The sequence below is a fragment of the Enterobacter sp. SENG-6 genome (assembly GCF_001605945.1).
GTDB lineage: Bacteria > Pseudomonadota > Gammaproteobacteria > Enterobacterales > Enterobacteriaceae > Enterobacter > Enterobacter cloacae.
Genome location: NZ_LOMM01000011.1, coordinates 164950 through 186440 on the forward strand (window position 1 = coordinate 164950; position 21491 = coordinate 186440).

Annotated in this window: 19 protein-coding genes and 1 riboswitch; of the genes, 8 read left to right on the forward strand and 11 right to left on the reverse strand. The window is 55.0% G+C overall.

Features of this window, described 5'->3' with window-relative positions; genetic code table 11:
- Positions 1 to 50: 50 nt before the first annotated feature.
- Entirely contained in the window at positions 51 to 1553 is a 1503-nt protein-coding gene (gene araA / locus AX755_RS07125) for an L-arabinose isomerase (RefSeq protein WP_020688483.1), read from the reverse strand.
- A 10-nt stretch (positions 1554 to 1563) separates the two neighbouring features.
- The gene (gene araB, locus AX755_RS07130; RefSeq protein ID WP_023620027.1) at positions 1564 to 3273 is read right to left on the reverse strand and encodes a ribulokinase; all 1710 of its coding nucleotides are present in this window, start codon (positions 3271 to 3273) and stop codon (positions 1564 to 1566) included.
- 336 nt (positions 3274 to 3609) lie between these two features.
- On the opposite strand from araB, the gene araC reads away from it, so the two are divergent.
- Positions 3610 to 4455, forward strand: coding sequence for an arabinose operon transcriptional regulator AraC (gene araC, locus AX755_RS07135; protein ID WP_013095551.1), 846 nt, complete (start codon positions 3610 to 3612; stop codon positions 4453 to 4455).
- 128 nt (positions 4456 to 4583) lie between these two features.
- The gene (locus AX755_RS07140) at positions 4584 to 5351 is read left to right on the forward strand and encodes a DedA family protein (protein ID WP_062856531.1); all 768 of its coding nucleotides are present in this window, start codon (positions 4584 to 4586) and stop codon (positions 5349 to 5351) included.
- Here the strand turns inward: AX755_RS07140 and thiQ are convergent.
- The 4 genes from thiQ to sgrR all read right to left on the reverse strand — a co-directional run bounded on the left by thiQ (position 5341) and on the right by sgrR (position 10419).
- Positions 5341 to 6042, reverse strand: coding sequence for a thiamine ABC transporter ATP-binding protein ThiQ (thiQ, locus tag AX755_RS07145; protein WP_040022060.1), 702 nt, complete (start codon positions 6040 to 6042; stop codon positions 5341 to 5343). The two genes, AX755_RS07140 and thiQ, sit on opposite strands and share 11 nt — an antisense overlap.
- The gene (gene thiP / locus AX755_RS07150) at positions 6026 to 7636 is read right to left on the reverse strand and encodes a thiamine/thiamine pyrophosphate ABC transporter permease ThiP (protein ID WP_062856532.1); all 1611 of its coding nucleotides are present in this window, start codon (positions 7634 to 7636) and stop codon (positions 6026 to 6028) included. The genes thiQ and thiP overlap by 17 nt, the downstream gene beginning before the upstream one ends.
- On the reverse strand, positions 7612 to 8595 hold the full coding sequence (gene thiB, locus AX755_RS07155; RefSeq protein WP_013095555.1) for a thiamine ABC transporter substrate binding subunit: 984 nt from the start codon (positions 8593 to 8595) through the stop codon (positions 7612 to 7614). Before thiB ends, thiP begins: the two co-directional genes overlap by 25 nt.
- Before the next feature lie 31 nt (positions 8596 to 8626).
- Positions 8627 to 8727: riboswitch (TPP riboswitch) on the reverse strand.
- A 36-nt stretch (positions 8728 to 8763) separates the two neighbouring features.
- On the reverse strand, positions 8764 to 10419 hold the full coding sequence (gene sgrR / locus AX755_RS07160) for an HTH-type transcriptional regulator SgrR (RefSeq protein ID WP_062856533.1): 1656 nt from the start codon (positions 10417 to 10419) through the stop codon (positions 8764 to 8766).
- An 88-nt stretch (positions 10420 to 10507) separates the two neighbouring features.
- On the opposite strand from sgrR, the gene sgrT reads away from it, so the two are divergent.
- The 3 genes from sgrT (at position 10508) to AX755_RS07175 (ending at position 12329) form a co-directional block, all read left to right on the forward strand.
- The gene (gene sgrT / locus AX755_RS07165) at positions 10508 to 10660 is read left to right on the forward strand and encodes a glucose uptake inhibitor SgrT (RefSeq protein ID WP_013095557.1); all 153 of its coding nucleotides are present in this window, start codon (positions 10508 to 10510) and stop codon (positions 10658 to 10660) included.
- A 121-nt stretch (positions 10661 to 10781) separates the two neighbouring features.
- A complete protein-coding gene (locus AX755_RS07170; RefSeq protein WP_058681530.1) occupies positions 10782 to 11960 on the forward strand; it encodes a sugar efflux transporter in 1179 nt (392 codons plus the stop codon).
- Positions 11961 to 12176: 216 nt separating this feature from the next.
- Entirely contained in the window at positions 12177 to 12329 is a 153-nt protein-coding gene (locus AX755_RS07175) for a Hok/Gef family protein (RefSeq protein ID WP_010427008.1), read from the forward strand.
- A 91-nt stretch (positions 12330 to 12420) separates the two neighbouring features.
- On the opposite strand, the gene leuD is transcribed toward AX755_RS07175, so the two are convergent.
- The 5 genes from leuD to leuL form a co-directional block, all read right to left on the reverse strand.
- A complete protein-coding gene (leuD, locus tag AX755_RS07180) occupies positions 12421 to 13026 on the reverse strand; it encodes a 3-isopropylmalate dehydratase small subunit (protein WP_023620018.1) in 606 nt (201 codons plus the stop codon).
- Positions 13027 to 13036: 10 nt separating this feature from the next.
- A complete protein-coding gene (gene leuC, locus AX755_RS07185; RefSeq protein WP_045292743.1) occupies positions 13037 to 14437 on the reverse strand; it encodes a 3-isopropylmalate dehydratase large subunit in 1401 nt (466 codons plus the stop codon).
- 2 nt (positions 14438 to 14439) lie between these two features.
- On the reverse strand, positions 14440 to 15531 hold the full coding sequence (leuB, locus tag AX755_RS07190) for a 3-isopropylmalate dehydrogenase (RefSeq protein WP_013095561.1): 1092 nt from the start codon (positions 15529 to 15531) through the stop codon (positions 14440 to 14442).
- A complete protein-coding gene (gene leuA, locus AX755_RS07195; RefSeq protein ID WP_038981198.1) occupies positions 15531 to 17102 on the reverse strand; it encodes a 2-isopropylmalate synthase in 1572 nt (523 codons plus the stop codon). Before leuA ends, leuB begins: the two co-directional genes overlap by 1 nt.
- A gap of 91 nt (positions 17103 to 17193) precedes the next feature.
- The gene (gene leuL, locus AX755_RS26045; protein WP_071830037.1) at positions 17194 to 17280 is read right to left on the reverse strand and encodes a leu operon leader peptide; all 87 of its coding nucleotides are present in this window, start codon (positions 17278 to 17280) and stop codon (positions 17194 to 17196) included.
- Between the two features lie 636 nt (positions 17281 to 17916).
- Between leuL and leuO the strand changes: the two genes are divergently transcribed.
- From leuO to ilvN, 3 genes are all read left to right on the forward strand, one after another.
- Positions 17917 to 18861, forward strand: coding sequence for a transcriptional regulator LeuO (gene leuO, locus AX755_RS07200; RefSeq protein WP_013095563.1), 945 nt, complete (start codon positions 17917 to 17919; stop codon positions 18859 to 18861).
- Positions 18862 to 19240: 379 nt separating this feature from the next.
- A complete protein-coding gene (gene ilvI, locus AX755_RS07205; RefSeq protein ID WP_013095564.1) occupies positions 19241 to 20965 on the forward strand; it encodes an acetolactate synthase 3 large subunit in 1725 nt (574 codons plus the stop codon).
- A gap of 1 nt (position 20966) precedes the next feature.
- Complete coding sequence (gene ilvN / locus AX755_RS07210; protein WP_008501994.1) at positions 20967 to 21458, forward strand: acetolactate synthase small subunit; 492 nt, start codon at positions 20967 to 20969, stop codon at positions 21456 to 21458.
- Positions 21459 to 21491: the final 33 nt, after the last annotated feature.

The window sequence follows — 21491 nt, forward strand, 5'->3', positions numbered from 1 at the left end:
CCTACACAATCGTAGGCCCGGTAAACGCAGTGCCACCGGGCACGTCGTACTTAACGTTTCGAACCGTAATAGACTTCATTCCAGCGCAGCGCGTCTTTAAACGCGGGCAGGCGGGTATCGTTATCGATCACGGTCAGTTCGATGTCGTGCAGTTCAGCGAACTGACGCATATCGTTGAGATCCAGCGCGTGACTGAAGACGGTATGGTGCGCGCCACCGGCGACGATCCAGGCTTCGGAGGCGGTTGGCAGATCGGGCTGCGCTTTCCACAGGGCGTTGGCGACCGGCAGTTTTGGCAGCGCGTGTGGCGTTTCAACCGCATCCACACAGTTCACCAGCAGGCGGAAACGATCGCCCAGGTCAATCAGGCTGGCGTTGATGGCCGGACCGGTACGGGTGTTGAAGATCAAACGTGCCGGATCCGCTTTACCGCCAATGCCGAGGTGCTGCACGTCGAGGATCGGTTTCTCTTCGACGGCAATGGATGGGCACACTTCCAGCATGTGTGAACCGAGTACCAGGTCGTTGCCATTTTCGAAGTGGTAGGTGTAGTCCTCCATAAAGGAGGTGCCGCCCTGCAGACCGGTTGACATCACTTTCATGATGCGAAGCAGAGCGGCAGTTTTCCAGTCGCCTTCGCCCGCGAAGCCGTAGCCCTGCTGCATCAGACGTTGTACTGCCAGACCCGGCAGTTGTTTCAGACCATGGAGATCTTCAAATGTCGTGGTAAAGGCGTGGAAGCCACCCTGTTCCAGGAAGCGTTTCATCCCCAGTTCAATGCGCGCCGCGTCCAGCACGTTCTGGCGTTTGTCACCCTTCACCTGCGCCGCTGCGGTGAGGCGGTAGCTGCTTTCGTATTCGTCAACCAGCGCGCTCACGTCGCCATCGCCGATCTCATTGACGACCTGCACCAGGTCACCCACGGCCCAGGTGTTCACGGAAAAACCAAACTTGATCTGCGCGGCAACTTTATCACCGTCGGTGACTGCCACTTCACGCATGTTGTCGCCAAATCGCACCACTTTCAGATGGCGGGTATCCTGTTTGGAAACGGCCTGACGCATCCAGGAGCCGATGCGTTTCTGCGCATGTTGATCCTGCCAGTGTCCGGTCACTACGGCGTGCTGCTGACGCATACGGGCGCCGATGAAGCCGAACTCACGGCCGCCGTGTGCGGTCTGGTTCAGGTTCATAAAGTCCATATCAATGCTGTCCCATGGCAGGGAGGCGTTGAACTGGGTATGGAATTGCAGCAGCGGTTTGTTGAGGATAGACAGACCGTTGATCCACATTTTGGCGGGTGAGAAGGTGTGCAGCCACACCACCAGACCCGCGCATTTATCGTCGTAGTTCGCGTCACGGCAGATATGGGTGATCTCATCCGGTGTCGTGCCCAGCGGCTTCAGCACCAGTTTGCATGGCAGTTTGGCCTCAGCATTCAGCGCGTTCACGACGTGTTCCGCATGTTTCGTCACCTGTTGCAACGCTTGCGGTCCGTACAAATGCTGGCTGCCAATCACAAACCACACTTCATAATTATCAAAAATGGTCATCGTCGTGTCCTTAATGGGTCAGGGTTGCCGTCGTGTCCGCGGTGTGTTTTGACGGGGCGGCGACAGGGAGATAGTGAAGTTCGGCGCTTTTTGCCCATTGCTGGTAGCGCTGATAAAGCTGTTCAAAGCGTTGCGCCTGTTGAGCACGCGGCTGAAGGGTGTTTTCGACCGCGCTTGCCATATGCTGCTGTGCAGTCGGGATATCGGCGTGTACGCCCGCGGCAACGGCGGCGAAAATAGCCGCACCCAGCGCGCAGCATTGATCGGACGCGACAATCTGCAGCGGACGGTTCAGCACGTCGCAGCAGGCCTGCATGATCACCGGGTTTTTACGGGCGATACCGCCCAGCGCCATGACGTTATTGACGTCGATGCCCTGTTCGGTGAAGCACTCCATAATCGCGCGCGCGCCAAAGGCGGTGGCTGCAATCAGGCCGCCAAACAGGGCCGGGGCATCGGTCGCCAGATTGAGATCGGTGATAACGCCTTTAAGACGCTGGTTGGCAAATGGCGTACGGCGGCCGTTGAACCAGTCGAGCACCACCGGCAGGTGTTCAAGAGACGGATTTTTCGCCCACGCGGCGGTGAGCTGGGGCAGCAGCTGTTTCTTACTCTCGGCAATCTGGGTTTTCAGTTCCGGGTGCGCGGTCGCCAGCTGGTCCAGCGGCCAGCCCAGTACCCGACCAAACCAGGCGTAAATATCGCCAAACGCAGACTGCCCGGCTTCCAGACCGATAAAGTCCGGCACCACGCTGCCGTCGACCTGTCCGCAGATACCTTTCACTGCGCGGTCACCGACGCTGGCCTTATCCGCCGTCAGGATGTCGCAGGTGGAGGTGCCGATCACTTTCACCAGCGTATTGGGTTGGGCGCCAGCGCCCACCGCGCCCATATGGCAGTCAAACGCACCGCCGGAGATTGCCACGTTTTGCGGCAGGCCCAGGCGTGTTGCCCACTCTTCACAGAGCGTGCCCACCGGAATATCGGCGGTAAAGGTGTCGGTAAAGAGCGGGTACTTCAGGCTCTTGTTGATAATCGGATCGAGTTCATCGAAGAAGGCTGCCGGTGGCAGACCGCCCCAGCTTTCATGCCATAGGGATTTATGCCCGGCGCTGCAGCGGCCGCGGCGAATATCCTGCGGGCGGGTGGTACCTGAGAGCAGGGCAGGAACCCAGTCACACAGTTCAATCCACGATGCGGCTGCCTGTGCAACCGCTGCGTCAGCGCGGGTGACATGCAGGATCTTGGCCCAGAACCATTCACTGGAATAAATTCCGCCGATGTAGCGCGAATAGTCGGTTTTACCTGGCTGGTGGCACAACCGGGTGATGGCTTCGGCCTCTTCGACGGCGGTATGGTCTTTCCACAGCACAAACATGGCGTTCGGGTTGTCGGCGAACTCAGGACGTAGCGCGAGCACCCGGCCTTCCGCATCCACTGGCGCGGGGGTAGAACCGGTGCTGTCTACGCCGATCCCAACCACCTCTGCACGCTGGGCGTCAGTCAGTTCTGCCAGCACGGTTTTGATTGCCGCTTCCATCGACTCGATGTAGTCGCGTGGATGGTGACGGAACTGGTTGTTTGGCGCATCGCAGTAGCGCCCCTCTTGCCAGCGTGGGTACCACTCAACGCTGGTTGCTATCTCCTGGCCGGACGTACAGTCCACTGCCAGGGCGCGAACCGAGTCGCTGCCAAAATCGAGGCCAATCGCAATTGCCATGGTGTTGCTCCATCAGAAAACAGGTATGAGAGAACATTAGAGAATGGGGTCGAAAATCGTCAGGCAGGATCCGCTAATCTTATGGACTAAATTGCTGTTGAGATGGAAAGTGTGACGCCGTGCAAATATTCAATGTGGACATTTCTGCCGCACTTATAGACACTTTTGTTACTGCTTATCTGCCCACTCTGGCGGAGAAATCAGGGGGAAAGGCTGAAACATGGCGGACGTAAAAGAGACGTGATGCTTTTTGGATCTCGTCGCAGGCCATTTTTATACGGCTTTTAACGATATGGACAATTGGTTTCCTTCAGTACCGTTGGGAGAACTGAATCTATGGCCGAAACGCAAAACGATCCCTTACTGCCGGGTTATTCGTTTAACGCCCACCTGGTGGCGGGGCTGACCCCTATCGAGGCTGAGGGATATCTCGATTTTTACGTTGACCGTCCGCTTGGGATGAAAGGGTACATTCTGAACCTGACCGTGCGTGGGGAAGGGATAATCAAAAACAACGATCAGCAGTTCGTCTGTCGTCCCGGCGATATGCTGCTGTTTCCGCCTGGTGAGATCCACCATTACGGGCGTCATCCGGATGCCAAAGAGTGGTATCACCAGTGGGTCTACTTCCGCCCCCGCGCCTACTGGCAGGAGTGGCTTTCGTGGCCAGCCATTTTTGCGCACACCGGTTTTTACCGCCCGGACGACGCTCATCTGGCCCAGTTCCGCGAGCTGTTTGCCCAGATCATAGAGGCAGGACAGGCCGGTGGGCGCTACGCTGAGCTACTGGCAATTAATTTGCTTGAACAGGTGTTACTGCGCCGGATGGAGGCGATTAACGCGTCGCTTAATCCGCCGCTGGATAACCGTGTGCGTGATGCCTGCCAGTACATCAGCGACCACCTGGCCGACAGCCAGTTTGATATCGCCAGCGTGGCCCAGCATGTCTGCCTGTCGCCGTCGCGGCTATCGCATCTGTTCCGGCAGCAGTTGGGTGTCAGCGTGCTGAGCTGGCGCGAAGATCAGCGCATCAGCCAGGCGAAACTGCTGCTCAGCACCACCCGGATGCCCATTGCCACCGTCGGGCGCAATGTGGGCTTTGAAGATCAGCTCTATTTTTCCCGCGTTTTTAAAAAATGCACTGGCGCCAGCCCCAGTGAATTCCGGGCGGGTTGTGAATAAACGGTAAAAAAAGATAAACAAGCAGGTGAACTGTGGAAGCAACCTGTAAACTATTCAGACAATTGTTGTCTTGACGCGGTGCAGGGCGCTAAGCAGAATCCCTGATTCGTTTTCTGACCGGAATAGTTATGCAGGCATTGCTGGAACATTTTATTACCCAGTCCGTTATGTATTCGCTTATCGCCGTTGCGCTGGTGGCGTTTCTGGAATCGCTGGCGCTGGTTGGGCTGATCCTGCCTGGTACGGTGATGATGGCGGCGTTGGGCGCGTTGATTGGCAGCGGTGAGGTCAATTTCTGGCAGGCATGGCTGGCCGGTATGATTGGCTGCTTACTGGGCGACTGGATCTCCTTCTGGCTGGGCTGGCGTTTCAAGAAGCCGCTGCACCGCTGGTCTTTCATGAAGAAGAACAAAGCGCTGCTGGATAAAACCGAGCATGCGCTGCATCAGCACAGCATGTTTACGATCCTCGTCGGACGCTTTGTCGGGCCAACGCGTCCGCTGGTGCCGATGGTCGCCGGGATGCTGGATCTGCCCGTCGCAAAATTCATTTTGCCGAACATTATCGGCTGCGTCTTCTGGCCGCCGTTCTACTTCCTGCCGGGGATCCTGGCGGGTGCGGCAATTGATATTCCTGACGATGTGCAGAGCGGTGGCTTTAAATGGTTATTGCTGGCAACAGCGCTGCTGTTATGGCTCGCTGCATGGTTGTGCTGGCGGCTATGGCGCAGCGCGAAAGCGAATGTCGATCGTCTGACGCGCTATCTGCCTCGCTCGCGCTTGCTGTGGCTGGCGCCGCTGACGCTGGGCGTTGCCATCGTGGCGCTGATCGCGCTGATTCGCCACCCGCTGATGCCGGTGTACGGTGAGATCCTGCTGAAGGTGGTCAGCCGTTAAGGATCCCCAGCAGGTGCGACGCGCTTGCTTTACCACTCATCAACTCTTCGGTTTCACCCTCCCACACGATCCGACCTTCCGCGATCACCACCGATCGCGGGGCGATGCGTGCGGCATCTTCAATACTGTGTGACACCATCAGCATCGTCAGCTGCTGACGCTGGCAGACCTCCTGTACCAGGGCGAGCATCTCCTGGCGCAGCGCGGGATCGAGTGCAGAGAAGGGCTCATCCAGCAGCAGTATCGGCTGCTCGCGAACCAGACAGCGAGCCAGCGCCACGCGCTGACGTTGTCCGCCAGAGAGCTCTCCGGGGAGTCGGTCAATAAACGTGGTAATGCCCATCTGCCCGGCAATATGCTCCAGCTTCTGGCGCTGTGCGTCGTTCAGTTTCAGCCCCGGATCCATACCTAGCGCGATGTTTTGCCGCACCGTCAGATGGGTGAACAGATTATTTTCCTGGAACAGCATCGAGACCGGACGCCTGGCGGGCGGGGTGTAGGTATGGTCGTTGTTTTCAATCATTATCGATCCGCTTGCCGGTTGCAGAAAACCGGCAATCAGATTGAGTAAGGTACTTTTCCCTGCCCCGCTTGGACCAAGCACGGCAATCATCTCACCCGGGCGTACCGACAGGCTGAAACGCATAGGCAGGTGCTGGTAGAGCCAGGTGACATCAGTCAGTTTTAACATTGCGCCCCGGAAGTTTTTCGATAACGGTAAATAAGGCAAAGCACAGCAACAGCAGCAACAGCGCCGTGACGGCCCCCTCCTGACTGCGGTAGGAGCCGATCTGCTGATACAACCAGTATGGCAGCGTGCGGAAATCTTCATTGCCAAAGAGCGCCACCACACCAAAGTCACCAATGGAGAGCACACAAGCGAAGGCCAGCGCCTGAGCAAGCGGGCGTTTCAGCGCTCGCAGTTCAACCACCTTTAACCGGCGCCAGCCCTGTATACCAAGCGACTGACACAGCAAAGCGTAACGGCTGTTGACGTCGCGCATGGGGTTTTCCAGCACCTTCAGCGCATAGGGAATGGCCATCAGGGCGTTGGTAAAAATCACGATTCCGTCGGCGCTTTCCGGCAGACCAACCGTACTGTTGAACAATAAAAAGAAGCCGGTTGCCAGGACGATGCCCGGCATTGCGAGGATTAACATCCCCGTCAGCTCCAGCGCTTGTCCGGCTTTGCGCGCCTGGCGCGCATAAAGTTCGCGACTGCTCCACAGCAGCATCATGGTCAGCACGACACACAATAGCCCGGCAGCCAGTGCGATGCGCAAGGATGTCCAGGTCGCTTGCCAGAGGACGGGCTGTTGCAACACGGAGACGAGGTTAAGGTTAACGCCATCGACGATAACGGCCATCAGCGGCGGCAGAAGCAGCAGCAGGGCCAGTACGATCAACATCACATCCGCGATTCGGCTGTGCAGGCTGTCCTGTGGATCGCGCCAGCCTGTAATCTGATGACTGCCCGGTGGAATGGCTTTGCTCAGACGCTGACTCAGCAGGACCAGCACAAGACAGCACAGCATCTGCACCAGAGCCAGAAGCGCAGCGCGGCCGGGGTCGTAGTCGTAACTCAGCGCCTGGTAAATCGCCAGTTCGATGGTGGTCGCCTGTGGTCCACCACCAAGAGAAAGCACGGTGGCGAAACTGGCAAAACAGAGCATGAAGATCAGCGCCGCAACCGGAGGGATTTGACGGCGCAGCCACGGCCATTCGACAAAGCGGAAGAATGACCAGCCGCGCATATCCAGCTGTGCCGCAAGCTGACGCTGCTCGCCGGGGATAGCCTCCAGCGCCTGTAAAAAAAGCCTGGTCGCCATGGGCATGTTGAAAAAGATGTGCGCCAGCAGAATACCTTTGAGTCCGTAAGGGGAGAAGGTCCACTCCAGACCAAGCAGGTTAAAGAGGGCGGCCAGCCAGCCCTGACGACCATACACGCTCAGGATCCCAAACACCGCCACCAGGACGGGCAGGATCAGCGTCATGGCGCACAGTCTCAACATCGCCTCCCTGCCGGGGAAGCGTCTGCGGTAGAGCGCCCGCGCGAGAAAAATGGCCGGGATCACCGACAGCAGGGCAGAGAGAAACGCCTGCCAGAAAGAGAACCGGATGACGTGCCAGAGATAGCTGTCGTGCCAGAGGGAGAGCAGATCACTCTCTGGCGCGTTAAACCACAATGCCAGAAAAGCACCCAGACTGACCGCCACCATCACTACAGCGGCGAGCAGTCCGGGAAATAACCAGCCGGGAATTAGCGGCTGACGGCGCGTTGCCATTCACTTACCCATGCTGCTCGCTGCGCGGCGACCTGCTGCGGCGTAAACTCCAGCGAGGTTTGTGGTTTGGTCAGTTGCTCGAAGCCCGCAGGTAGCGTCACGTTGGTCACCGGATACATCCAGTTACCCGTTGGGATCGCATTCTGGAACGCCGGGGAGACCATGAATTTCAGGAACTTCTCGGCCAGTTCCGGCTGCTTGCTGGCGGCAGTGCGGGCAGCCACTTCCACCTGCAGGTAATGACCTTCAGCGAAATCAGCGGCGGCGTAGTTGTCTTTCTTCTCGGCGATAATGTGATAAGCCGGGGAGGTGGTATAGCTCAGCACCAGGTCGCTCTCCCCTTTCAGGAACAGGCCATAGGCTTCGCTCCAGCCTTTGGTGACGGTCACGGTTTTGGCGGCCAGCTTCTGCCACGCCTCCGGCGTTTTATCACCGTATACCTTCTGCATCCACAGCAGCAGGCCCAGACCCGGCGTGCTGGTGCGCGGATCTTCATAAATCACGCGCCATTTCTGGTCGCTTTCCACCAGCTCCTTCAGGCTTTTCGGCGGGTTCTTCAGCTTGTTTTTGTCGTAAACAAACGCAAAATAACCGTAATCGAACGGCACAAAGGTGTCGTTTTTCCAGCCGCCCGGCACGTTAACCGCATCTGCCGCTACGCCGCTTTTGGCGAACAGTTTCGTTTGCGAGGCCGCATCCAACAGGTTGTTATCCAGGCCGAGTACCACGTCGGCCTTGCTGTTTTTACCTTCCATACGCAGACGGTTAAGCAGCGAGACGCCATCTTCCAGCGCCACGAATTTCAGTTCGCAGTTGCAGTCGGCTTCAAAGGCTTTTTTGACGACCGGGCCTGGGCCCCAGTCGGCAGAAAAGGAGTCGTAGGTGTAGACCGTCAGGACGGGTTTTGCGAAAGCAGGCAGCGCAAACAGCGCCAGCAGGGGAAGCACTTTTTTTAACACTTTGCACCTCAAGGTTGAGTGGCAAAGGATTTTGAGCGACAGCCTCAAATCCCTTCGCCGGCGTTATCCGGATCAGGTTCGACGGGTATTATCTCAGCGCACATCAGTGATGCAGCACCCCGTTGAGAACGGCGGTATTGTAATGATTTGGCGAATATTACGAAAGTGTTATGGCTCCGGTGGCGCAAACCAGGCGGATTTAAAATCAAACCAGCCCAGCGTATTCATCCGTAACCCCCGCATACTGCGCTGGCCCTGGATCATCAGCCAGTGGTGGATCAGCGGCACGATCGCCTGTTCGGCCAGCAGCGCCTGACACCAGATGGCCAGGTTCATCTCACCCGCGCGCCACTGCGCCGCATCCTGCTGCCAGTCCCGATCGATACAGTGCTGGATCAGCGGGACTTCATACAGGTGTGAGAAGAGCGAGAAATCGAGCGGCAGGGTGAAGTTGGCGCTGTTCAGCCAGATATCGCTGGTCAGTTCCCCCTGGTGCCATTCGTCATAGTCCACTTCCCTGATGTCCAGCCGGACGCCTTCTGCGGCCAGCAGTCTGGTCATGATCCTGGCGATAAAACGGTGTTCCACGTGCTCGCGGTAGTAGGTCAGGGTGACAGACTCCAGCCCTGCCGGTTTGTCACAGTGGGCAGGTCGGGCATGATGCCAGCGAGGAAGCAACCCGTACGCCGGAAACCAGTACGTCTGATACTGTTCTTCCGCATGGTAAATCAGATTAGAGGGAGATAAGACGTGGCTGATCCATTTGCGTACCGCCTGATTGGCCCCGCGGTGGGTGCGGCTGTCAAACAGCAGGTAGTAGCATCCCTCCTCAAGGCGGCTTTCCACCGCCTTTTCGCCCGTTGTGGGGCCTTCAAGCGTCAGCCCGGCGCTGAGCTCTTCATTGAGATCCGGTAATACCCAGACGTTCACTTCGTCGATCAGCGCCCGGTAGCCAAAATAGTCATCAAACGCGCGAATTTTCAGCTGGTTATTGGTGTTACGCGACACGGCATAGGGCCCGGTGCCAATGGGCTGGCTGGCAAAATTGTGCAGCGATTCCCACTCTCCCGGCAAAATCATTGATGGGACATACCCCAGCAGCCAGGGAAGCCATTTATCCGGCTGAGACAGTTCAATATCCAGCGTCCAGGCGGTGGGGGAGTGAACGCGCGAAATATGCGAATAAAGCGGAAGCTTGCGGGCACGTTCCAGTGAGGCGATGACATCGCGCATTTCCAGCTCGCGGCCGTGGTGAAAGTGGATGCCGGGACGTAAGAAAAAGCGCCAGTGACGTGGGGAGAGTTGCTGCCAGTGGTGCGCGATATCAGCTTCCAGTTCCCCGTTTTCCTCATTTATTCGCGTCAGGCCACTGAATATTTGTCGCGCCATATGGGTTTCTGAGCGGCGCAAGGCCGTGCCGGGGAGCAGATTCTTCATCGGGCGATAGTAGAGCACCCGCAGAATGTGGCGGCCCTGACGAAAACTCCGCCCAAGATGGGAGACCAGCATCTGACGCACTGCGGCTTTATCGCCTACCAGTTGCACCAGTTGATCGATTCTGTCCTGTTCCAGCAGATCTTCCGCTCGCTGTTGCTGCAAGGCCAGCCCGGTATAGAGAAAGGTCAGACGTGAGCGTTTGCCGCGTCCCGCTTCGGCTTCCCAGTTTAACCAGCCCTGTTGCTGCATGGTGTTAAGCAGCGTGCGCATATGACGTCGGGAGCAGTTAAGGAGTTCAGCCAGTTCGTTAAGCGTGGTCTCCTGCGATTGCCCTTCGCAGCACTGCCAGAGGCGGATGAATTGTTGTTGCAGACGACCAGAAGGCATAAAAGGGGAACTCCTGACAAAAAATCAGCAATTTATTAATCCCTATATTAAGCCAATAATGATTCCCGATGAAGTGAGGAGGTACATTATGAAGAGGTCTACCGCACGTCAGTTTTATCAGCAGTACTTTTCAGCGACAAAAGGAACGTCCTGGCTGGCCCGTCAGTGTGCTGAGCAACGGCTGAAAATGTTAGAAGAACTGATGCAGTGGGACGTTACGAAACCGACCTCTTCTCGCTAACTCGCCTCGATCATGTGTGACTGAGTATTGGTGCTTATCACCCGCCAGCAAAATGTTTTTTGCTGGCTTTTTTCGTTTATTCTTTCACCCAATTTCGATTCGCTTTCACAAGGACTTGCAGATGCTCTGGTTAATGACGATGGGGCGACGCCTGAACGGCGTGTATGCCGCTTTTATGCTGGTGGCCTTTATGATGGGCGTGGCGGGGGCGCTGCAGGCACCGACGCTGAGTCTTTTTCTCAGCCGGGAGGTGGGGGCGCAGCCGTTTTGGGTCGGCCTGTTTTATACCGTGAACGCCATCGCCGGGATCCTGGTGAGCCTGGGGCTGGCGAAACGATCCGACAGCCAGGGCGATCGCCGCAAGTTGATCCTCTTTTGTTGCGCCATGGCCGTGGGTAACGCGTTGCTGTTTGCCTTTAATCGTCACTACCTGACGCTGATCACCTGCGGCGTGCTGTTGGCCTCGCTGGCGAACACCGCCATGCCGCAGCTGTTCGCGCTGGCCCGGGAATATGCCGACAACTCGGCGCGGGAAGTGGTGATGTTTAGCTCGGTGATGCGTGCGCAGCTCTCTCTTGCATGGGTCATTGGTCCGCCGCTGGCCTTTATGCTGGCGTTGAATTACGGTTTTACCGCCATGTTTTCCATCGCTGCGGGGATTTTTGCCATTAGCCTGGCACTGATTGCCTTCGTGCTGCCGTCAGTGGCGCGTGTCGAACAGACAGCGGATAAACCCATTACTCAGGTGAGCGGCTGGCAGGATAAAAACGTCCGTATGCTGTTTATCGCCTCCACGCTGATGTGGACCTGCAACACCATGTATATCATTGATATGCCGCTATGGATCAGCAGCGATCTGGGTCTGCCGGATAAGCTTGCGGGGATCTTAATGGGGACGGCCGCCGGGCTGGAAATTCCGGCGATGATTCTGGCGGGATACTACGTCAAACATTTCGGGAAACGCCGGATGATGCTGATAGCCGTAGCGGCCGGGGTGCTTTTCTACCTGGGGCTGATTTTCTTCCATACACGAGAGGCGTTGCTGGCCCTGCAGCTGTTTAATGCTGTGTTTATTGGGATCGTGGCCGGGATAGGGATGCTCTGGTTCCAGGATTTAATGCCCGGGCGGGCGGGGTCGGCGACCACACTCTTCACCAACAGTATCTCCACGGGGGTAATTCTGGCGGGGGTGATTCAGGGGGCGTTGTCGCAAAGCTATGGACATGGGTCGGTGTACTGGATGATTGCACTAACGTCGATTGTCACGCTGATGCTGACCTGGCGCGTAAAAGACGTCTGATTCTGGAAGGCGCCTTCACGAAATGAAACGATTTTCTGACAGAGTTTAAGAAGACACATAGAGTGCGTGGCGGGTGCTTGAGGCTGTTTGCCTCAGGCTTTCGCAAGAGGCAAACAGTGGAGAGTCCCACATCAAAAAACTGATGGGGAGACAAACTTCACAACCAACATTGCGAGGTTAGTCTCTTCATTGCCGAAAAGCAATAAGGAGGCTGGAATGCCAAAACGTACTCTGCTGTTAGGTTTGTTTCTGATCTGTACAACGCTGTTGATCTTCACCTGGATGGTGCGTGATTCACTGTGTGAACTGCATTTCAGACAGGAGAAAACAGAGCTGGCAGCAGTGTTGGCTTACGAAGCAAAACGTTAGCGGTATGGGCGGGGAAAGTTCCCCGCCTCTCCAGAGTGGTTGAGCCTCAACGCACCCTTATCAATGGCCCGCATCGTGCGGGCCATTGCCTTTAGCCCATAAACGCAGGCTGTTTTTTCTCGTATGCGGAGATGGCGTCTTCATGCTGAAGCGTCAGGCCAATGCTGTCCAGACCGTTCAGCATGCAGTGGCGACGGAAGGCATCGATGCTGAAGCTGTAGGTCTTATCTCCGGCTTTCACCACTTCCGCTTCCAGATCCACTTCAAACGACATGCCCGGATTTGCCTTAACCAGCGCGAACATTTCATCCACTTGCTCGTCACTCAGCGTCACTGGCAGCAGCTGGTTGTTGAAGCTGTTGCCGTAGAAGATATCCGCAAAGCTCGGGGCGATCACCACTTTAAAACCGTAATCGGTCAGCGCCCATGGTGCGTGCTCACGTGAGGAGCCGCAGCCAAAGTTTTCCCGTGCCAGCAGAATGGAGGCGCCTTTATATTCCGGGAAATTCAGCACAAATTCCGGGTCAGGTACCTGACCTTTATCATCCAGAAAACGCCAGTCGTTAAACAGATGAGCACCAAATCCGGTGCGAGTGACCTTCTGCAAAAATTGCTTCGGGATGATCGCATCAGTATCGACGTTAGCGGCGTCCAGAGGGACAACCCGGCCTGTATGTTGGGTAAATTTCTCTGCCATGATTGTCTCCTTATTTCAGGCTGCGAATATCGGCGAAATGGCCGGTAACTGCCGCAGCGGCGGCCATCGCCGGGCTGACGAGGTGGGTGCGTCCACCGCGGCCCTGACGACCTTCAAAGTTACGGTTACTGGTGGAGGCACAACGTTCGCCCGGATTCAGGCGATCATTGTTCATGGCCAGACACATGGAGCAGCCAGGCAAGCGCCACTCGAAGCCTGCTTCGATAAAGATCTTATCCAGGCCTTCGGCTTCCGCCTGCGCTTTTACCGGACCAGAGCCTGGCACAACCAGCGCCTGTACGCCGGGTGCTACTTTACGGCCTTTGGCGATTTCCGCCGCAGCGCGTAAATCTTCGATACGCGAGTTGGTGCAGGAGCCAATAAAGACTTTGTCGATGGTCACATCGGTCAACGGCACACCGGGTTTGAGACCCATATACGCCAGCGCTTTTTCGGCACTGGCGCGTTCGACCGGATCGGTAAATGAGGCCGGATCGGGAATGGTGTCATTCACGGAAATGACCTGACCCGGATTGGTTCCCCAGGTCACCTGCGGGGCAATCTCCTCCGCCTGCAGGGTAACAACGGTATCAAAAACCGCGTCATCATCGGTTTTCAGGGTTTTCCAGTACGCGACGGCGTCAGCGTAATCCTGATCTTTTGGCGCGTGCAGACGCCCTTTTACATAGTTGAAGGTGGTTTCATCCGGCGCCACCAGGCCTGCTTTGGCCCCCATCTCGATGGCCATATTGCACAGAGTCATACGACCTTCCATGCTCAGCGCCTGAATAGCGTCACCGCAGAACTCAACAACGTGCCCGGTGCCGCCGGCACTGCCCGTTTTACCGATGATGGCCAGCACGATGTCTTTCGCGGTGATCCCCGGCGCGGCTTTGCCTTTCACTTCAATCTTCATGGTTTTGGCTCGGCCCTGTTTCAGGGTCTGCGTAGCCAGAACATGCTCAACTTCAGAGGTGCCAATACCGAACGCCAGTGCACCAAACGCGCCGTGCGTTGCGGTATGGGAGTCGCCGCAGACGATGGTCATGCCGGGCAGGGTGATCCCCTGCTCAGGCCCCATCACGTGAACGATACCCTGATACGGATGGTTCAGATCGTAGAGCTCGACGCCAAACTCGTTACAGTTCTTGATCAACTCCTGCATCTGGATACGCGCCATTTCGCCCGACGCATTGATATCTTTGGTCTGGGTGGAAACGTTGTGATCCATTGTCGCGAAGGTTTTACCCGGCTGACGTACCGGGCGTTTGTGCGCACGCAGACCATCAAATGCCTGTGGGGAGGTCACTTCATGTACCAGATGCCTGTCGATATAGAGCAGTGGGGTTTCGTTTGGTGCCTCATAGACAACGTGTGCATCAAACAATTTTTCATATAACGTCTTCGCCATGATTACACCCCTTCAGCGACATAGCGGGCAATGATGTCGCCCATTTCATCGGTACTGACTGCCGCCGTGCCGCGTGCTAAATCACCGGTACGGACGCCTTCTTCTAACGCGCGATTAATGGCGTTCTCAATTGCGGTTGCCGCATCGCCTGCATCCAGGCTGTAGCGCAGCAGCAGAGCCAGGGAGAGGATCTGCGCAATCGGGTTAGCAATGTTTTTACCTGCGATATCCGGCGCGGAGCCGCCAGCAGGCTCGTACAGACCAAAGCCTTCTTCGTTCAGGCTCGCTGACGGCAGCATGCCCATAGAGCCGGTGATCATCGCGCACTCATCCGAGAGGATATCGCCGAACAGGTTGGAGCACAGCAGCACGTCAAACTGGGACGGATCTTTAATCAGCTGCATTGTCGCGTTATCGATGTACATATGCGACAGCTCAACGTCAGGATAATGCTTAGCAACTTCGCTGACGATCTCACGCCATAAGATGGATGACTGCAGCACATTCGCTTTATCGATAGAGGTCACTTTATGGCGGCGTTTGCGTGCAGACTCAAAAGCGATATGGGCGATACGTTCAATTTCGAAACGGTGATAGACCTCGGTGTCGAACGCTTTTTCATGCTGGCCGCTGCCTTCACGGCCTTTTGGCTGACCGAAATAGATCCCGCCGGTCAGCTCACGCACGCACAGAATGTCGAAGCCGTTAGCGGCGATATCCGCGCGCAGCGGGCAGAACTCTTCCAGACCCTGATACAGCTTTGCCGGACGCAGGTTACTGAACAGCTTGAAATGTTTACGCAGCGGCAGCAACGCGCCGCGCTCTGGCTGCTCTGCGGGTGGCAGGTGTTCCCATTTCGGGCCACCCACGGAACCAAACAGGACTGCATCGGCGTTCTCGCAACCCTCTACCGTTGCTTTTGGCAGCGGCGTACCGTGATTATCGATAGCAATACCGCCCACGTCGTAGTGGCTGGTGGTAATTTTCATCGCAAAACGCGAACGAACGGCTTCCAGTACTTTCAGCGCCTGTGCCATCACTTCCGGGCCAATACCGTCACCCGGCAACACAGCAATATGGTAATTCTTCGACATTACACGGTTTCCTTGTTGTTCTCTTTATTCTGAGCTTTGCGTTGCAACTCTTTTTCGACTTCAGCGGCGCGCCAGATATTGTTCAGGACATGCACCATCGCTTTCGCAGAGGATTCGACGATATCGGTCGCCAGACCCACGCCGTGGAAGCGACGGCCGTTATAATTGACCACGATATCCACCTGACCGAGTGCATCTTTGCCATGGCCTTTGGCCGTCAGGTCATATTTGACCAGCTCCACGTCGTATTCGGTGACGCGGTTAATCGCCTGGTAGATAGCATCGACAGGACCATTGCCGTTTGCCGCTTCCGCTTTTATCTCATCCCCGCAGGCCAGCTTGATGGATGCCGTGGCGATATCGCTGGAGCCGGACTGCACGCTGAAGTAATCCAGACGGAAATGCTCTGGCTCTTCCTGCTGCTTATTAATGAAGGCCAGTGCTTCCAGGTCATAGTCGAACACCTGACCTTTTTTGTCGGCCAGCTTCAGGAACGCGTCGTACAACTGATCCATGTTGTAATCGCTGTCCTTGTAACCCATCTCTTCCATACGATGTTTCACTGCCGCACGGCCGGAGCGGGAGGTCAGATTCAACTGAACCTGGTTCAGACCGATCGATTCCGGGGTCATGATTTCGTAGTTTTCGCGGTTTTTCAGTACGCCATCCTGGTGGATACCGGAAGAGTGCGCGAATGCGCCGGTACCGACAATCGCCTTGTTAGCGGGGATCGGCATGTTGCAAATCTGGCTGACGGTCTGGCTGGTACGCCAGATTTCATTGTGATTGATGCGGGTATTCACGTTCATGATGTCTTTGCGAACTTTGATCGCCATGATCACTTCTTCCAGGGAACAGTTGCCTGCGCGTTCCCCGATACCGTTCATCGCACCTTCTACCTGACGGGCACCGGCGTGAACAGCGGCGATGGCGTTGCCGACGGCCAGGCCTAAATCGTCGTGGGTATGAACTGAGATAATTGCCTTATCAATGTTTGGCACACGATCATACAAGCCAGTAATGATGTTGGAGAACTCAAACGGCATGGTGTAGCCGACGGTGTCCGGGATGTTGATGGTTTTGGCCCCGGCATTAATGGCGGCTTCCACCACGCGTGCCAGATCCTCAATTGGCGTGCGGCCTGCGTCTTCACATGAGAATTCAACATCATCCGTGTAGTTGCGCGCGCGTTTGACCATGTAGACCGCGCGCTCAATCACCTCGTCGAGGGTGCTGCGCAACTTGGTGGCAATATGCATGGGTGAGGTGGCAATAAAAGTATGAATACGGAATGCTTCAGCCACTTTCAGTGACTCGGCGGCAACGTCGATATCTTTCTCAACGCAGCGTGCCAGGCCACAGACGCGGCTGTTTTTGATGGTACGGGCGATGGTCTGTACCGATTCGAAATCACCCGGAGAAGAGACCGGGAAACCCACCTCCATCACGTCGACACCCATACGTTCGAGAGCCAGCGCAATTTGCAGCTTCTCTTTCACACTCAGGCTCGCCTGTAATGCCTGTTCACCGTCACGTAAAGTGGTATCAAAAATAATGACTTGCTGGCTCATGGGTTAGGTCCTTGTCAGTCTTAGGGCGCCTTGCTACGAGCATAAAAAAACCCGCGCAGTGGCGCGGGTTTTTAGTCTTACTGGTGACGATTCAACGCTGAATTTCGCCCGCCAGTCTACCGCGCACAGAGGATGCGTTTAGTAGTAGTAGACCGGTGAAACGAATGGTGCGAATCATGAATCGTGCTCCGTTAAATGCAATATGCTTTTAGTGGTACTGGATATGGGGGTTGATGTCAACCCCTGACAACAAAAACGACCCCGATCGCACGATGTTCCAGAGAATTTGATTTAGCTAATTGTGCTGGTTTTTATCTTTCATGCCTTTTGAAAAGTCTATTTTTGGACTGGAGATTCATCTCCGGAACGATTTAAATATAATTAGTATCAATTCAACATACGTCTGTAATGGATGAGCCCTGAGAAGAATTGTTTTTAATTTCATTGATTTATTAGTGCTGCAAATAAAAATGCAGTAAATAAAGCGTGAGCAATGATGCGAGTTTGTTAATTGTTTGGCATGGCTCACGTGAATAGTTTAATAATACTTAAGTTATCATTAACCGAAGGGCGATTGTGTATTTGTCTTGATTATGGTTTCATGCAAACCATAATGTCATTGATATCATTTATGCCGAATTTCATCTCACCATCAATGACCTGGGCGAAGTCACCCTTTTGATGATGCGCTCTTTATATTTTCCGAATTTTAAACAATTCTCTTTCGCTGGTTGTATCTGCATGGTAAATCATATTTTTCGAAATTATTACTGTAATTTGGCAAAGGGAGTTTAGCGTGACAGTGGAGCCAGGAGTGCCAGAAAATAATATTAATCAACCTCAGGGTTATAATGGGGTTAAACCTCAGTTACGCACCGTGGATCTCAATCTGTTGACCGTGTTTGACGCGGTAATGCAGGAACAGAATATCACGCGGGCAGCGCAGTCTCTGGGGATGTCGCAGCCTGCCGTCAGCAATGCGGTATCCCGGCTTAAAGTGATGTTTAATGACGAATTGTTTGTTCGTTATGGCAGGGGGATTCAACCCACGGCGCGTGCATTTCAGCTGTTTGGCTCTATCCGCCAGGCGTTACAGTTGGTGCAAAATGAGCTGCCGGGATCGGGTTTTGAGCCCTTAAGCAGTGAGCGTGTTTTCCATCTTTGTGTATGTAGCCCGTTAGATAATTATTTGACGTCCGTGATCTACAATAAAGTGGAAGAAATTGCGCCCAATATTCAACTGGTATTTAAATCTTCTCTTAATCAGAACACAGAACATCAGCTTCGATATCAGGAAACAGAATTCGTTCTGGGATACGAAGAGTTCCGTCGTCCGGAATTTTCCTGTGTGCCGCTGTTTAAAGATGAAATGGTACTGGTCGCCAGCAAAAAACATCCACGAATGAATATGCCGCTGCGAGAAAGTGATGTTTATAACGAGCAGCATGCTGTTGTTGCCCTCGACCGATACGCCTCATTTAGTTTGCCGTGGTATGACACTGCGGATAAACAGGCGAGCGTGGCTTATCAGGGAATGGCCATGGTCAGCGTCTTAAATGTGGTTTCCCAGACCCATCTGGTCGCTATTGCCCCGCGTTGGCTGGCAGAGGAGTTTTCGGAACCCTTAAATCTGCAAATTCTGCCGTTGCCGCTCAAGCTCAATAGCCGTACCTGTTATCTTTCCTGGCATGAAGCCGCAGGCCGGGATAAAGGCCATCAGTGGATGGAAGAGCTGCTTATTAGTATTTGCCGCCGATAAGCGCGTCAGGATAAATCACATCGGCGCGTGTGGTTTATCCTGCGTATTTTTTCATTTTCGGTATTTTGTGCTGTTGTTATTTTTTCTGGCTGCTGCCAGCCTCGCAAAAATAGATGATTTCCTGAAAGGTTGCGCTTTTCAGCGATGATTTATCACCTCACGAACGAATCACAGTGGAATTAACCATATCCTCCCTTTAACGTTGCTTTTTGTGCTTCTGACCCCGTTTGCCGCGTCCTGTTTGCTAATTGCCTGCCTCAAAACGAGCGGTTAAGGTAACGATCACTCTGCAATATATAAGATTGGTTCATCACGATCGTAAGACGGTGTGGAAATGAATTCTGCAGTTCGTCTATAACAAAATGCCTGGAGGCAAAGCATGGAGATGTTGTCTGGCGCGGAAATGGTCGTCCGATCGTTAATCGATCAGGGCGTTAAGCAGGTGTTCGGCTACCCTGGAGGCGCAGTTCTGGATATTTATGATGCGCTTCATACGGTAGGCGGCATTGACCATGTTTTGGTGCGCCACGAGCAGGCGGCGGTGCACATGGCTGACGGGCTGGCGCGTGCGACGGGTGAAGTGGGCGTGGTATTGGTCACCTCCGGCCCCGGCGCGACGAACGCCATTACCGGTATTGCGACAGCCTATATGGACTCCATCCCGCTGGTCATTCTATCCGGGCAGGTCGCAACGTCACTGATTGGCTACGATGCATTTCAGGAGTGCGACATGGTGGGGATTTCACGCCCCGTTGTGAAGCACAGTTTCCTGGTGAAGCAAACCGAAGACATTCCCGGCGTACTGAAAAAAGCCTTCTGGCTGGCAGCCAGTGGGCGGCCTGGTCCTGTGGTGGTCGATCTGCCTAAAGATATTCTTAACCCGGCAAACAAGCTGCCGTATGTCTGGCCGGAAACGGTAAGCATGCGCTCCTACAACCCAACGACACAGGGCCACAAAGGCCAGATCAAACGTGCGTTACACACGCTTCTGGCTGCGAAAAAGCCGGTGGTCTATGTCGGCGGCGGCGCGGTTAACTCAGCCTGTGAAGCGCAACTGCGTGAGCTGATCGAAAAACTAAACCTTCCTGTCGCCTCGTCACTGATGGGACTGGGCGCCTTCCCGGCAACGCACCGCCAGGCTCTGGGTATGTTGGGGATGCACGGTACCTATGAAGCCAACATGACGATGCATCATTCGGATGTGATCTTTGCCGTTGGCGTGCGCTTTGACGATCGCACGACCAACAATCTGGCGAAGTACTGCCCGAACGCCACCGTGCTGCATATTGATATCGATCCTACGTCTATTTCGAAAACGGTACCGGCGGATGTGCCGATCGTTGGGGATGCGCGACAGGTTCTGGAGCAAATGCTGGATCTGCTATCGCAGGAAACCCCTTCACAACCGTTGGATGAGATCCGCGACTGGTGGCAACAGATCGAGCAGTGGCGAGCACGTCAGTGTCTGAAATACGATACCCAAAGCGAAAACATTAAGCCGCAGGCGGTGATCGAAACCCTCTGGCGTCTGACGAAAGGTGAAGCCTATGTCACCTCTGATGTAGGTCAGCATCAGATGTTTGCCGCGCTTTATTATCCGTTTGATAAACCACGTCACTGGATCAACTCTGGTGGTCTGGGGACAATGGGCTTTGGGTTACCTGCCGCACTGGGGGTGAAGCTTGCGCTGCCGAATGAAACCGTCGTTTGCGTGACGGGAGACGGCAGCATTCAGATGAATATCCAGGAACTCTCCACCGCGTTGCAATATGAACTGCCGGTTCTGGTTCTGAACCTGAATAACGGTTATCTCGGTATGGTGAAGCAGTGGCAGGATATGATCTACTCTGGCCGCCATTCTCACTCCTACATGAAATCGCTGCCGGATTTTGTTCGACTGGCCGAAGCCTATGGTCATGTCGGGATGCGGGTGACCGAGCCGGCAGAGCTGGAAGCGAAACTTGCTGAAGCGCTTGAACACGTCAAAAATAACCGCCTTGTTTTCATGGATGTCATTGTTGATGGTACAGAGCACGTTTATCCGATGCATATTCGCGGTGGTGGTATGGACGAAATGTGGTTAAGTAAAACGGAGAGAACCTGATATGCGCCGGATATTATCTGTACTACTGGAAAACGAGTCTGGCGCACTGTCACGCGTTATTGGACTCTTTGCACAACGCGGCTACAACATTGAGAGCCTGACCGTTGCCCCTACCGAGGATCCTACGCTGTCGCGCATGACGATTCAGACCGTCGGCGACGCCAAGGTGCTTGAGCAGATCGAGAAACAGTTACACAAACTTGTCGATGTTCTGCGCGTGAGCGAACTGGGGCAGGGGGCCTATGTAGAACGTGAGGTCATGCTGGTGAAAATTCAGGCCAGCGGTTACGGCCGTGAAGAGGTTAAACGCAACGCGGATATCTTCCGTGGGCAGATTATCGACGTTACCCCTTCTTTATATACGGTTCAGTTGGTGGGAACGAGTGACAAGCTGGACGCATTCCTGGCGTCCGTAAGGGATGTAGCAAAAATTGTTGAAGTTGCGCGGTCGGGCGTTGTCGGTCTTTCGCGCGGCGAGAAAATCATGCGTTAGCAGGCAATAAGGTTCGCCTCTTTCAGCCCGGTC

Excerpts from the sequence above, each read along its gene's own strand:
- araA (WP_020688483.1), bottom strand. The coding sequence starts at position 1,553 with ATGACCATTTTTGATAATTATGAAGTGTGGTTTGTGATTGGCAGCCAG.
- araB (WP_023620027.1), bottom strand. The coding sequence starts at position 3,273 with ATGGCAATTGCGATTGGCCTCGATTTTGGCAGCGACTCGGTTCGCGCC.
- araC (WP_013095551.1), top strand. The coding sequence starts at position 3,610 with ATGGCCGAAACGCAAAACGATCCCTTACTGCCGGGTTATTCGTTTAAC.
- AX755_RS07140 (WP_062856531.1), top strand. The coding sequence starts at position 4,584 with ATGCAGGCATTGCTGGAACATTTTATTACCCAGTCCGTTATGTATTCG.
- thiQ (WP_040022060.1), bottom strand. The coding sequence starts at position 6,042 with ATGTTAAAACTGACTGATGTCACCTGGCTCTACCAGCACCTGCCTATG.
- thiP (WP_062856532.1), bottom strand. The coding sequence starts at position 7,636 with ATGGCAACGCGCCGTCAGCCGCTAATTCCCGGCTGGTTATTTCCCGGA.
- sgrR (WP_062856533.1), bottom strand. The coding sequence starts at position 10,419 with ATGCCTTCTGGTCGTCTGCAACAACAATTCATCCGCCTCTGGCAGTGC.
- sgrT (WP_013095557.1), top strand. The coding sequence starts at position 10,508 with ATGAAGAGGTCTACCGCACGTCAGTTTTATCAGCAGTACTTTTCAGCG.
- AX755_RS07170 (WP_058681530.1), top strand. The coding sequence starts at position 10,782 with ATGCTCTGGTTAATGACGATGGGGCGACGCCTGAACGGCGTGTATGCC.
- AX755_RS07175 (WP_010427008.1), top strand. The coding sequence starts at position 12,177 with ATGCCAAAACGTACTCTGCTGTTAGGTTTGTTTCTGATCTGTACAACG.
- leuD (WP_023620018.1), bottom strand. The coding sequence starts at position 13,026 with ATGGCAGAGAAATTTACCCAACATACAGGCCGGGTTGTCCCTCTGGAC.
- leuC (WP_045292743.1), bottom strand. The coding sequence starts at position 14,437 with ATGGCGAAGACGTTATATGAAAAATTGTTTGATGCACACGTTGTCTAT.
- leuB (WP_013095561.1), bottom strand. The coding sequence starts at position 15,531 with ATGTCGAAGAATTACCATATTGCTGTGTTGCCGGGTGACGGTATTGGC.
- leuA (WP_038981198.1), bottom strand. The coding sequence starts at position 17,102 with ATGAGCCAGCAAGTCATTATTTTTGATACCACTTTACGTGACGGTGAA.
- leuL (WP_071830037.1), bottom strand. The coding sequence starts at position 17,280 with ATGATTCGCACCATTCGTTTCACCGGTCTACTACTACTAAACGCATCC.
- ilvI (WP_013095564.1), top strand. The coding sequence starts at position 19,241 with ATGGAGATGTTGTCTGGCGCGGAAATGGTCGTCCGATCGTTAATCGAT.
- ilvN (WP_008501994.1), top strand. The coding sequence starts at position 20,967 with ATGCGCCGGATATTATCTGTACTACTGGAAAACGAGTCTGGCGCACTG.